The 13,563-nt window shown below is 40.1% G+C and carries 7 protein-coding genes; 5 read left to right on the top strand and 2 right to left on the bottom strand.

All coding sequences use genetic code 11. The features are described from left to right. A partial coding sequence (locus IM638_17915; GenBank protein ID MCA6364913.1) for a hypothetical protein occupies positions 1-2,084 on the bottom strand: 2,084 nt, incomplete at its 3' end. Positions 2,085-2,505: 421 nt separating this feature from the next. Here IM638_17915 and IM638_17910 point away from each other — a divergent pair. The 3 genes from IM638_17910 (at position 2,506) to IM638_17900 (ending at position 8,973) form a co-directional block, all read left to right on the top strand. Continuing rightward, positions 2,506-4,047, top strand: a complete 1,542-nt coding sequence (locus IM638_17910) for a hypothetical protein (GenBank protein ID MCA6364912.1) — start codon at positions 2,506-2,508, stop codon at positions 4,045-4,047. Positions 4,048-4,103: 56 nt separating this feature from the next. Then, on the top strand, positions 4,104-5,666 hold the full coding sequence (locus IM638_17905; protein MCA6364911.1) for a hypothetical protein: 1,563 nt from the start codon (positions 4,104-4,106) through the stop codon (positions 5,664-5,666). An 85-nt stretch (positions 5,667-5,751) separates the two neighbouring features. Continuing rightward, positions 5,752-8,973, top strand: a complete 3,222-nt coding sequence (locus IM638_17900) for a SpoIIE family protein phosphatase (GenBank protein ID MCA6364910.1) — start codon at positions 5,752-5,754, stop codon at positions 8,971-8,973. A 38-nt stretch (positions 8,974-9,011) separates the two neighbouring features. Here IM638_17900 and IM638_17895 read toward each other — a convergent pair whose 3' ends face one another. Next, on the bottom strand, positions 9,012-10,493 hold the full coding sequence (locus IM638_17895) for a hypothetical protein (protein ID MCA6364909.1): 1,482 nt from the start codon (positions 10,491-10,493) through the stop codon (positions 9,012-9,014). Between the two features lie 284 nt (positions 10,494-10,777). Between IM638_17895 and IM638_17890 the strand changes: the two genes are divergently transcribed. Together IM638_17890 and ilvD are read left to right on the top strand one after the other, a co-directional pair. Continuing rightward, a complete protein-coding gene (locus IM638_17890; GenBank protein ID MCA6364908.1) occupies positions 10,778-11,665 on the top strand; it encodes a branched-chain amino acid transaminase in 888 nt (295 codons plus the stop codon). A gap of 68 nt (positions 11,666-11,733) precedes the next feature. Beyond that, on the top strand, positions 11,734-13,413 hold the full coding sequence (gene ilvD, locus IM638_17885; GenBank protein ID MCA6364907.1) for a dihydroxy-acid dehydratase: 1,680 nt from the start codon (positions 11,734-11,736) through the stop codon (positions 13,411-13,413). Positions 13,414-13,563: the final 150 nt, after the last annotated feature.

Genomic DNA, 13,563 nt, shown 5'->3' with positions numbered 1-13,563 from the left:
CTGGCCGTGGCCGTTACAGTGGGCAATGCATTTACTGTAACCGTAAGATTTGATGTACCTGTACAACCCGCAGCCGATGTTCCGGTTACCGTGTATGTGGTCGTAGCCGTGGGCGATACAGTTACCGAAGCACCACTCAGGTTACCGGGATTCCATGTGTATGTGCTGGCGCCGCTTGCGGTGAGTGTGGTGCTGCCGCCTGCGCAAATGCTGGTTGTGCTGGCCGAAGCAGTTACTGTAGGAAGTGGGTTTATCGTAGCAATTACCGGAATTCTTGGCAATATCTGACAACTAGCTCCTATTGCACTTACATAATAAGTGGTGGTTGTAGAAATAGAGGGTGTGGTAAAAGAAGCACCTGTGAAAAGCGGAGTGCCTCCTGTAGCCGAGCTAAACCATTGTATAGTTGATGCATTTGAAGTCGCACTTAGCGTTACTGTTCCTGCACCACAACGGGATGCCGGGGTGGTGGTATTAATCTGGTAAGGTGTATAAATATAACGCTGACCGGAAGCGGGTTTAAAGGTATTCTCATTAATCTCCGCAAACACATCAAAAAGTGTATTCGCATTTGCTGAGGTTGCCCATGTATGTACTGTCTCCAACACAGTACGGCCAAGAAAATCATGGAATGCGCCTGTGGTATCGCCAACAAGACCTACTTCAAAAAAATTAAACGCGCCGGCAGGTTGAGTAAATGCACCGTAAATGATCTGAATTACGTTGGTTGTCTCAAATAACTTAATTTGGAAGTTATAATTCATGCCGGTACCACCCGCAAAACGATAGTTTGACCACTGTATAGTTAATACACGATTGGGTGAAGTACCCGTAGTTTGATAACGTAATACAGATCCTGCCTGGCCTGCCAGATCCCCTCCTAACGCAGAAATAACATTGTCATCAACCGGAAAAGTAACAGGCGCAGTAGAAAAAGTGGTGGTAGTGGCTCCGAGCGAAATGTAACCGTCTGTAGCTGCACAGAATTGTGTGTAGTTAGTTCCGCGGTAATTAAAGGTAAAGCCAATGGGCAATGCGTTAAAATAGTTTGTATCGTTTGCAGTAGTACCAAGTACGGTTCCACCAGTTATTGCAGCATATGTGGAGCTGTTTTGTGTAAACGCAAAACGTGAAGACAATTCACCGCTTATATCCACATATACGGGAACACGTTGTGTATTGCAACCGTTCATTGCCACGAAAAAGGTATCGGATCCATTGATAACAGGAGTAGTATATGTGGCACCCGAACCAAGTATCGTAGTGCTGGTAGCTGTAGAATACCAGTTTATTGTGCCGCTTGATGCGGTAGCATTCAATGTTACCGAAGAACCGGGACAAGCACTTACCGGCGTTACAACATTGGTTAAAGTTGAGGGCGCCCATTGATATCGTAAACCTGAAGAAGGCCGAAAGGTCGGCGCCTCAATACCGCATGATGCATAAAGATCATTGCCCAAAATAACAGGTGTAGCCCACGTATTAACGGTGTTCTCCACATAAACATTATTGAAATCATCGAGATTGGCTGTTACACCACGCAATCCTACTTCTGCAGCAGCAAATGTTAGCGGATCAAGCGTAAAAGAACCATAATTAAACTGAATATTGTTTGATCCTTCAAGCAGTCGGATTTGAAAGTTAATATTATCAGCATTGCCAAAAGTAGAGTAATTGAGCCACTGCACAGTAAGTATCCGATTAGGAGACGTACCTGTAGTCTGGTAGCGAAGCACCGAACCGGTCTGAGCCGCAAGGTCAGTGCCCAAACCGGAGATAACATAATCATCATTTGCAAAAGAAATCGGATTATAGGAAGCCCCGTTTTCAGTGGGCCCCATAATAAGATAGCCATTGGTGTTTACACAAAACTGTGTGTAATTAACACCCTTAAAGTTGAATGTAAACCCAATGTTCAATGCCGTAAAGGCATCATCATCGTTGGCAATTGTACCCAATACAGAACCACCAGTTATCGCACTGTAGGTAGCTGTTGATTGAGTAAAGCAATAGGGAGCTACTTGCGCCTTAAGTCCGGTAAGGCCTAAAAACAGCAAGATGAGGAAGAAATATTTCCTTTGCATGGGAGTGAGTTGTGTGAAGATGTGTGAGTCGTGGCAAAAGTATTTTTCGACTCATCGCAAACAAATTTTTGCAGGGAAAATATTGAGCCAAAATGGATTAAGAATTACAAGTCGAACAGAACAAATAAACACATATAGTATTGATATTCAAGATTTTAACAAATAGCAATATGTTCCTAAAATCACACTTACAGTAAATCTACATAACCATCAAAAAACATATATTGAACAATTCTCTCATTTAATGGTAGTCATAGATTATCTCATCATACATCACCCACCAATAAAAAATCAACGAATACAAGGAACCCGAATACAAATAAGCGTAATTGAATTTACACCTCGTTGAAAAGAATACATCACTCTGCACAAAAGATAAATCGCAAAAAAATATATTTGGCTCAATTAAACTCTTCACAATATGCAGAAGGATGATTTATTTGAACTAATTCACTCAATGAATAAGATTGAGAAAAGTCACTTCAAAAAATATGCCCAGAGACATATACAGAAAGATACCGTAAACTATTTTCTTTTATTCGATGAGATTAGTAAGATGAGCGTGTATGATGAAATTAAACTAAAGAAAAGAATCAACAATAAAAATCTGATAAAAAACTTACCTCGTTTAAAAAACTATCTCTACGAACTCATTCTTAAATCACTACGTAGTATATCCGCACCACAATCGCCGGAATACCAAATAAAGGAAAATCTATTTCGGGCTGAAATGCTTATGGACAGGGCACTTTCTGAGCAAAGTAAAAAATTCATTCAAAAGGCCAGAATAATTGCACAGAGCTATGATATCCCGTTAGGACATATTGAAATAAATCAGGCAGAAAAAAAGCTGGAATACAACTTCACACGTAATCAGCATACTAAAACGAACATCAATAAACTACATGATCATACCATTGCACAGATAAATGAACTAAGTATTCAGGAAGAGTTTAAAAATATCCTTCTATACCTATCAATTTCACACAGTTACAATTCGGGAGATACGAAACATGAGGCGTACATTAATGCTGTAAAGACAAACAAGCTGCTAGCGGAGGATAGTTATTCTAAGCTTTCAATTAAAAATAAAATCTATAGTCATCTGATAAGACATTTTTTTTCTGAAAATGAAAAAAACACTGCCACACTGATTTCTGATCTAGAAATAATAATTCAGCTGATAGAATCAGACACACATTTACGCAAAGTGTTTGCGGCAGAATACTGCAACTCCCTGCTAAATCTTTCAAGTATTCTGATGAGAGATGAGCGATACGACGAGGGCTTTAAACGACTTGAACAATTGAGGCAAGAATATATAGAACAGAATTTTCTTCCAACACATAGTTCATCAAGAAAAGTGATATCGTTTTACTATGCCGTTCTTTTACTTTCAACAATTCAATCGGGAAGAATGGAATTAGCACATTCTGAGTTTGAGAAAGCGCAACAGCATTATGAATTTGAAATCAATCATAATGGAGATCAGCTATTGCTGGCTTACCTGAGTGTTAGTCTGGCCTACCACCTTTTTGTACATGAAAAATACAGACAATGCAATAAAATAATTAATAACCTGCTTAATGATAAGTCCAATATCAACCATTTAGCACATTATGACATGTTGGTTCTGAATTTCATGAATCACTATCACTTGGGAAATTATGATTATCTGAAAAGTACAATCAAACAGATTATCAGAATAATTAAAAACACTGAAAAGATGGGATACTTTAATGAAGTATTACACTACGTCAATCATACAAAAAATGAAATTGTAACCCAAACCGATGCAAACGAACTTCTTGCTGAAATAAAAAACCTGTTACTTACAAAAAGCACACCCGACACTTTTCATCAGACAAGAATAATTAATAAAAGAATTCTACTTGACTGGATTACATGTGCTATCGAAGGGAATTCATTTTATCAGGTTTTGAAAAACAGAAGAAATACTTAATTAATTATGCCGTGGCGTAGTTTAAGCATCTCATTCAGCAACAAAACAGTTCAAAAATGAATAATAAACTTCCCTCAGACGAACTTTATGAACTTGTTCAATCATTGAGTAAAAATGAGAAGCAATATTTCAAAAAGTACGCAAGAATTCATATCAATAGCCGGGATAATAATTATGTTGTTTTGTTTGACGCGCTCTGCAAGCTCAAGGTTTATGATGAAAAAAAGCTCCGGATACAATTGGAGCACACTGAATTTGTAAACAACCTTTCACGCGTAAAAAATTACCTGTACGAACTAATCACTAAATCACTAAAATCCTACCACTCTGAATCATCAAACCCAGCTTTGGTGTTGGATTTAATCCAAAGAGCGGAAATTCTTCTTACAAAGAATCTGGTGGAACATTCAGGAAAATTAATCAGAAGAGCACGGAAAATTGCAGAAAAATACGACTTGAGTTTTTATCTGATTGATATTATTTTGTGGGAGATGATAATTGAAATTAAAGAAATACCCAGTCACCAAGTATCCAGTTATTACGACCGCAAACTGGATGAACTCGATTATCATTCTAAATTACTTCGCGATCAGATTGAAATAGATATTATCGGACGAAAATTATCATTCTTAATTTCCTCACAAATAAACAGAGTTTCAAATACCGGAAATTCTGAATACGTGCACTTATTCGATAGAATAAAGCAATTCGAAAATGAAACGACAAATTATTCTTCACGAAAAAGACTTAGCATTTTACTAATTAAACAGATGGAATTCTTAAGTGGAGGAAATATCGATGAACTAAAAATTGTTCAAAATGAACTCTTCGATTTTTTCCAAAAACAACCACATCTGATTTCTGTTTATCCAACTCACTACATTGCTTCTTTACAAAATCAAACAGTTTCACTTATACAGGAAAAAATGTATGATGAAGCTGCTTCAATGGCTAACAAACTACTTATGTTAGAAAATGACTATCCGGAGATAAATAATGATTTTGCGCGTGAAATTATAAGAGACTACTACTATACTCAAATGCTCGCCTGTTTATCAAAGAAGGGCGATTTGGATAATACGAATCAAATTCTGGAAGACGCTTCAAAACACATAACCCGCAATTCAAAAAACTCTACCAACCCGGCGCGGAAAATGAATCTATTCCACAGTATTGCCTTCTCTTCATTCGTTTCGGGGAATTATAAATTATGCCTCAAAATGACAAATCAGATTATTAATAATAAACAATTTAGAAATCAGTTAATTTATTTCCGAACTATCTTATTGAACATACTAGTACATATTGAAAAAAAGGATACTGACTATGCAAGTTACGCGCTTGAGAACTACAAAGCGCTGCTTCACAAAAAAGGCGATCATCAGGAATTTGATGAATTAGAATTTGAGGCAATAAATAGTGTATGTAAATACTACAGCAAAAATCAGGAAAAAGTAAGCGAGCTATGCAATATGTATATAAAGAAACTGGCAGAACTGAAAAACCCTTACGAAAACGACTACCTTCAAATTTCACAATGGCTAAAAGCAAAAGCAGATAACAACACTCTGGCCGTATTTTTACAGAACGAATACAAATCACACAAAAATCGAATATAACACACACTCCATCAGTCAGTTTTTTTTGAATATTCTTTTTTGGTTGCAAAAGACTGTTTAACTTTCCTGTGTTACTCCGCAGGTTATGTCAGGAAGATTTTTTCTTTTGATTCTTGTTTGTCTCGTAAGGCTACTTTTGCCGGATCGCCTCATCGCGCAGCATCATGGCTACTATATAGAAAATCATTTACCGGCAGCGTACAACGGATTTGATCAGGTATGGCATACTGTACAGGATAAGCACGGGCTTATGTTTTTCGGCGGGACATCAGAAGTATTTTGTTTCGACGGGCAAAACTGGGATCATATTGCTGTAAAACCGGGTGCGGCATGCCGTAACTTGTATTACGACGAAGTGAATGATGTGGTGTATATAGCTTCAGTGGGAGATTTTGGTTACCTGAGGCGAAATACCGGCGGCAATTTTGTGTATGAATCCCTTTGTAAAGGGTTGCCTGAGAAACAAAAAGCGTTTACCGATGTATGGAAAGTAAATGCGGCCGGCGGAGCTATATATTTTCAGTCTGCGGAACGCATTTTTCAGGTAAAGGATAAAAAGATTACCCAAATTATTGAGGCCGGAGTCAATACATTCGCCCTTTCCTTTACGGTTAACGAAAAACTGTATGTACGGCAGCGCAATGTGGGACTAATGGAAGTTTCGGGTAACCGGATATGGCCGGTAGCGGGTTGCGAACGTTTTGCCACCGAACGCCTGATGGGTATGCTTAGTGAAAAAAACGGCACCCTGCTTTTGCTCACCGGTGATCATGGTTTTATGCGCTATTCGCCCGCCCGGAAAACACTGGATACCATTCCTTGCATAAACGATGAATTTCTAATGCGTGCAGGTGTACTCGGCTGCATTTATGCCAACGACTCAAGCATTGCCGTGTGCAGCCGAAGCGGCATTGCGTTCTACACCACCTCCGGAAAAATTATTTCAATTGTCAATAAAAAATCAGGACTCAGCGACGAAACAGTTTCATCCGTATTTACCGATAATTACAAAAATATCTGGGCCACTCATAATTACGGTATAAGCCGTATTACCTTCAATTCGCCCATTCGCATTTTCAATTCACAGGCGGGATTCGAAGGAAGTCTCATTTCTCTTGGCTATGCCGACAGCGTGCTCTACTTCAGTACCACCGAAGGACTTTACGCAGCACGTGAACCGGAGAGCGGATATTCTCCACTTTCCTTTCAGAAAATAGCAAATCTTCAAACAGAAATCTGGGAAATTTTACCCGCAGAAAAAGATCTGTTACTGTGTACAAGTGCCGGACTTATTCTCATTCGTAATCAACAACCACAATACATTACACACTCCTATACCAATTGCCTGCGAAACATACCGGGAAAAGACAAAAGCTATATCGCTTTTGAAAAAGGGAGCATTAGCCTTGTGGAATGTAACGATGCCGGACAATACAGTGTAATTCATCAATTCAATCTTGATGCAGAAGAAATAATCCGTGTTTCCTCACCACAGCAAATCAGCACATCGAATGAAAACTATGTAATCTGGGGAGCAAACCGATTTAAGCAAGGTCTCCGCATCGAGCTCAATCTGAAATCAAACACAATACAGATACGTAAATACGGGCAACAAAACGGATTTCCGGAAAACGACTTTTACCCTGTAATTATTAACGACAGCATATACTATATACACAACCACAGTGCTATTCGCTACCAGCCAGCCAAAGACAATGGCCGAAACGCTGTTTGCTTTACGAATGCGGCTGATATCTTTTCAAAGTTTTACACAAACACCGGCCTGCGCATATCACCACCTGCAGATCCCGGACTTTTGCTGGAACCGCTTGATAACAAACCGGAAATATTATTTGGAAATTTTGGTAATACGGTGCGTTACTTGCCTTATCAGCTTACGAATATGCCCGACAAGTCGGCCATTAACCAGTCGCTGCTTACATCAAACTATATCTGGACGGTTTCTGCCACCACTATCATGTCAATAAGGCATCACAATACGATGCCGGCCTCCGGAAAGCCTTTTGTAGCTATGGTGCGCAAGGTAATTGCGGGCAAAGACTCAATACTGCGTTCCAATATCACGCTCAGCAACTATAGCTTTTCAACCCCAATCAGCTATTCACTCCGTGATATTACGTTTCACTTTTCATCGCCCTGCATTGAGTTTGTATCAGAAATGAGTTTCAGATGTAAGCTCGAAGGCTTTGATACAGCGTGGTTCAATACAGGTTCGCTTACCTTTAAATCATACACCAACCTGCCTGAAGGCAATTACACATTTAGCGTACAGGCCATTTCAGTAACCGGAAACGTATCAGAAAATGCAGTCTTTCATTTTGTCATTCTTCCGCCCTGGTATCGCACCGGATGGGCTTATGCAGGCTACATATTTATTTTGGGTGTGCTTATCACACTTACAGCTAAATTAAGTGCCGCACGCTTACGTAAACAAAAACAGCGGCTTGAGCAAGTGATACAACAACGAACCACCGAAGTACAACAGCAGAAAAAACTAGTAGAAACACAAAAGGCCGAACTCGAAACCGCATATACCGATATCCGCGACAGCATCCATTATGCACGTCGCATACAAAGCGCCATTCTCCCGCTCGAAAGCGATATGCAAAAACTCTTCGGCAGTTTCTTTGTGTTTTATCAGCCACAGGATATTGTAAGCGGCGACTTCTACTGGTGTGCTGAACATCAGGGACTGAAATTTCTGGCATGTGTAGATTGCACAGGACATGGTGTGCCGGGTGCATTTATGAGCATGATTGGAAATACATTGCTCAACCATCTAATCGTTGAACGCGGACTCACACAACCGCACGAAATACTGGAACATCTACACAACGGCGTGCGACATGCACTCAAGCAGGACTCCGTGGGCGAAACGAAAGACGGCATGGATTTGGCCCTCATTGTCATCGACAAACAAAATAACCTGCAGTATGCCGGTGCTAACCGCGCACTCTGGTATATCCGCAACAGCTCATTACATGAAATAAAACCGGTTAAACGAGCCATTGCCGGCGATATGCATGCATTGCCCCCGGCATTTGTTTCACACACGCTTATTCTCGAACCGAACGACTGCATTTATCTCAGCACCGATGGCTATGCCGATCAGTTTGGTGGTGAACGCGGGAAAAAATTCATGGTAAAACGCTTCCACGAATTACTGATCAATCTGCACAAGTTACCCATGAACGAACAGCAAACCATCATTGCAAACACCTTTAACAAGTGGAAAGGTAATTTACAGCAGGTTGATGATGTACTGGTGCTGGGTATTTCAGTATAAATGAAATGTTTGTCCTGCATCTCAAGTAATACAAACAACTATTGCCTGATACGTTGTCCTGAAAATTCATTCATTGTTTTGCCCTTTATTCGTGCTTGTGCCCAAAAAGTAAAGTCAAATAAATTCAATGCATTACGCTCAAAACTATTAACAGCTATTTCATTCAGACTCTTGTGAAGCTCCGTGAGTAAGTGTTGAATTGTATGATTGAGATGCGCTCCTTCGGCTTGCTTTAAAAAACCAAGAACCACTTTCTCTGTCTCATACAACCTTCTTCTTTTCCTGTAAAAATTATAGACAGAATTATACTGATAACCCAGCAACTCATAATTGCCCAACTCATATTGATTGAGCATACCAAGCAACTTAGCCTGATAATAAATATCTGGTCGCTGATCTTCTTTAAAGCTATTAATCACGTGATTAAAATATTTTAGTGACTCGTGAAACTTACCCATAGCAAAACATATATATCCAAACATATAGTACATCGAAATGTAATAGCCTTTCTCCATAGGCGTGGCAATTTTTTCAAGTTGGAGGGCAATCCCTTTTATTAAGACATAACCAGATGAAAAGTCTTTATGTTCAATAAGCATAGCCAGTTCAGACATGGATGAGTACACAAAAACCCTGTCGATTATTGTTTGTCTCGAAATTTTCACACGATCAGGAAATGCACGCATCTTCCGCAAATCAGCTTCTATTTCTTTACGTCCTTTACCTCTTTTCAATGCAAGGAGACGACTGTATATCGTAACATAATCAAGCGGATTTTCATTCCAGTAGATTTCATTACTGTCTATTAAATCAATCAGTCGAAGTGTATGTACGAGTTCTTTTTCCTTATCGTCTTTTATAAAATAAAACAGCGAATAAATCTGATGAAAACGCACTAGCGCCGAAAAAGAAAGTGCATTCTCCTCATTTTCCAAGAGGGGATTATCCATTATTTTCTTAAGCTTTTCAAACACAATCGACTTTTCTCCTTTATTGTAACGTTGCCTGAGCAAGGCTATCCGAAAAAAGATATCCGAATACTTTTTCTGATTTACCGCCTGCTTCGAATAAACAGATATCTCCTTATTTGCCTGATAGGCTACTTTTATACCTTGTGAATACCCCAGGCATTTACGCTCCCAGACAAGGATATCAAGCAGTAGTTGAAAATTTTCTATGGAAAGTGCCAGCCCCTTAGCCCGCTTAATCAATTTCAGACATTGGTCATAAATCCCTTTACTAAAAAGGATTTCTACTGAAATCAAAATCTCTTTTATTTCAAGACTAAGACTTTTTGAGGAATGAAAGGAGTTAAGGGATTTAAGAATATGATGATACAAGTAATTCTTATCAGCAGAAAGATAATCGACGTTGATATTTTGCTTTTTCAACTCAACCTTTAAAAGCACATCATTTTCTTCAACCTGAGAGTCGAGTGCATCAAATAATGAAATATACTTATTCTGACTCCCTATAATATGCCTCGATGACCAAATTTTATAATATCTTTTTTCAGACATAGTCATTGATTTAACAAGCAAGAAGCAGGGATGAGATTTTGAAGCGGACATAATTTTACTTAATCAGACGCACTAATATATAAAAAATATTATTTGTGCTTACACAAAGGAGCGTATATGTTTGCCGAAGTAATCCAGAAGCAAAATGCAACCTGCAAAAAATACATCCTTCATTGTCAATATCATCCCTCTTTAATGAAGATGGAGGAAAATTGCTCATTATGAAGCTCCTTCTCTCTAACAAGTAAGGAGCTTTTTTTATATCTCAACACCACACAAAACACATGTACTACCAACCTAACACCAAAGTATTTTTAAACGGCAGTTTTCTGCCAGCCACCGAAGCCACCACCGGCCTCTACTCACAAACCCTTCATTACGGATACGGTGTATTTGAAGGGATAAGAAGTTATCATACACCACATGGCACTAGTATCTTCAAGGTAAAGGAACACTATGAACGGTTAATCTATTCAGCTTCAAAAGTGCATATTCATGTTCCATACACTGTAGAAGAACTAACCTCCATTACCTATAAACTGCTGAAAGAAAACAACCTGAGTGATGCCTACATCCGTCCGCTTGTGTATTGCGGGCCAAATATGTCACTCACCGAAGGAAACGAAATAAATATATTCATCTGCGCTTGGGAATGGGGGAAATATCTAGGATCAGAACTTCTCGATATTGGCGTTTCCAGCTATCAAAGACCGAACCCGCATTCCTGTCATGTGGAAGCCAAAGTTACTGGTCATTATATTAATTCAATATTAGCCACCTGCGAAGCACGTTCAAAAGGATACAACGATGCATTGCTACTTGACCCAAATGGTTTTGTAGCCGAAGGATCAGGTGCAAATTTCTTTTACGAAAAGAACGGAATATTATACACACCACCCAAAGGCAACATACTCCCCGGAATAACCCGTGCTACAATGTTTGAATTATGCCAAGAACTGGGCTTTACGTTAAAGGAAAAACTGTTTACTCCTGAAGATGTATTTAATGCCGACGGTGCATTTTTTACAGGTACTGCGGTAGAGGTAACCGGTTTGAATTCGCTCAACAATATTCCATTTGTAAAAAAATGGGAAGATACACTCGGAGCGCGGCTTGCTAAAAAGTACAAGGAGCTGGTTACATTAACTGAAGAACGAAACGTTCTTATCTGAAAGCACAGCATAATATCGGCTCCAAATTGCCTTTACGAAAAATACTATGTATCCAAATAAAGCGACGTATGTCAAACAAACTCAACAGATACAGCGCCACACTCACACAAGACCCTACACAACCGGGATCACAGGCTATGCTCTTTGGAATTGGGCTTAAGGAAGCAGATTTCGACAAAGCACAGGTTGGCATTGTATCAACCGGATACGAAGGCAATACCTGCAACATGCATTTAAACGGCCTGGCTCTTGATGTAAAGAAAGGAGTTGCAGACCATGGACTGGTGGGACTGATTTTCAACACCATTGGCGTAAGTGATGGAATTGCCAATGGAACCAGCGGCATGAAGTACTCTCTGGTGTCAAGAGAAATTATTGCCGACAGTATTGAAACGGTCGTTAATGCTCACTGGTACGATGGAGTGATTGCGGTAGTTGGCTGCGATAAAAACATGCCCGGTTCACTCATTGCCATGGGCAGGCTAAACCGTCCGTCGATAATGGTTTACGGCGGCACCATACACTCTGGTTCACACAACGGAGAGAAACTGAATATCGTTTCAGCATTTGAAGCACTGGGACAGAAATTCAGCGAGAAAATTTCCGACTTCGATTTTAAGGCCATAATACGCAATGCCTGCCCCGGTGCAGGTGCTTGCGGAGGAATGTACACCGCCAACACAATGGCATCGGCAATAGAAGCACTGGGCATGGCTTTGCCATACAGTTCTTCGAACCCGGCTATGAGCCTCGAAAAAAAACACGAATGTGCCGAGGCCGGAAAATACATGCGAATACTTCTCGAGAAAAACATCTGCCCTTCTGATATTATGACCTTCCGCGCATTTGAGAATGCAATAAGACTGGTGATGGTACTGGGCGGGTCAACCAATGCCGTTTTACACTTAATTGCTATGGCTCGTTCTGTTGGCGTAAAACTAAATCTCGACGATTTTCAACGACTAAGCAATAACACTCCCTGCCTCGCAGACCTGAAACCCAGCGGCAAATATCTGATGGAAGATCTTCACCACGCAGGCGGAATTCCAGCTGTGATGAAGCTCATGCTTGAGAAAGGAATGCTTCATGGTGATTGCCTTACAGTAACAGGGAAAACTGTGGCGGAAAACCTACGCGATGCCAATCCCCTTGCCGAAGGACAAACAATTATTGCCACACCCGAACATCCGGTAAAACCAGCCGGACATATACAAGTATTATATGGCAACCTTGCTCCTGAGGGCGCTGTGGCCAAAATAAGCGGAAACGAAGGTGAGTTTTTCTGTGGCAATGCGGTTGTATTTGATAACGAAACCGATGCAATACAGGGAATCAGCTCCGGTAAAGTGAAAGAAGGAAATGTAATCGTAATTCGATACGCTGGTCCAAAGGGCGGTCCGGGAATGCCCGAAATGCTAAAACCCACTTCGGCAATAATGGGCGCGGGACTTGGTAAAAAAACCGCACTTATTACCGACGGGCGATTTTCGGGAGGCACACACGGGCTTGTTGTAGGGCATATAACTCCAGAAGCTCAGGACGGCGGACCTATTGCACTGATTCAAAACAACGACCTGATATCAATTGATGCTGTAAATAATACGCTTACACTCCACCTGTCAGAAGAAGAATTTACACTCAGACGCACTACTTATACCCCAAAAGAAGTTCCTGTAAAAAACGGAACACTACTCAAATACTACAAAACAGTACAAAGTGCATCAGAAGGGTGTGTAACAGATGAATAATCAGACTCACTAATATCAAACAAAAATAAATTTGGAATACAAAACAGAATCTCTACTTTTGACTCATGCTTAACACAACCAGCAATACGCAATTTGTAATTGTCATTATTTCACTCACAGACCGAGTCTGAGAGCGATTACGCTTGGCTA

Source organism: Bacteroidota bacterium (assembly GCA_020402865.1).
In the GTDB taxonomy this organism is placed as follows: domain Bacteria; phylum Bacteroidota; class Bacteroidia; order Palsa-965; family Palsa-965.
Note: the sequence above shows the minus strand (reverse complement) of the source record. Positions and strands in the feature narration are given on the sequence as shown.

What these genes read in the sequence shown, in the direction of transcription:
- IM638_17910 (MCA6364912.1), top strand. Translation starts at nt 2,506, where the DNA reads ATGCAGAAGGATGATTTATTTGAACTAATTCACTCAATGAATAAGATT.
- IM638_17895 (MCA6364909.1), bottom strand. Translation starts at nt 10,493, where the DNA reads ATGTCTGAAAAAAGATATTATAAAATTTGGTCATCGAGGCATATTATA.
- IM638_17900 (MCA6364910.1), top strand. Translation starts at nt 5,752, where the DNA reads ATGTCAGGAAGATTTTTTCTTTTGATTCTTGTTTGTCTCGTAAGGCTA.
- IM638_17890 (MCA6364908.1), top strand. Translation starts at nt 10,778, where the DNA reads ATGTACTACCAACCTAACACCAAAGTATTTTTAAACGGCAGTTTTCTG.
- ilvD (MCA6364907.1), top strand. Translation starts at nt 11,734, where the DNA reads ATGTCAAACAAACTCAACAGATACAGCGCCACACTCACACAAGACCCT.
- IM638_17905 (MCA6364911.1), top strand. Translation starts at nt 4,104, where the DNA reads ATGAATAATAAACTTCCCTCAGACGAACTTTATGAACTTGTTCAATCA.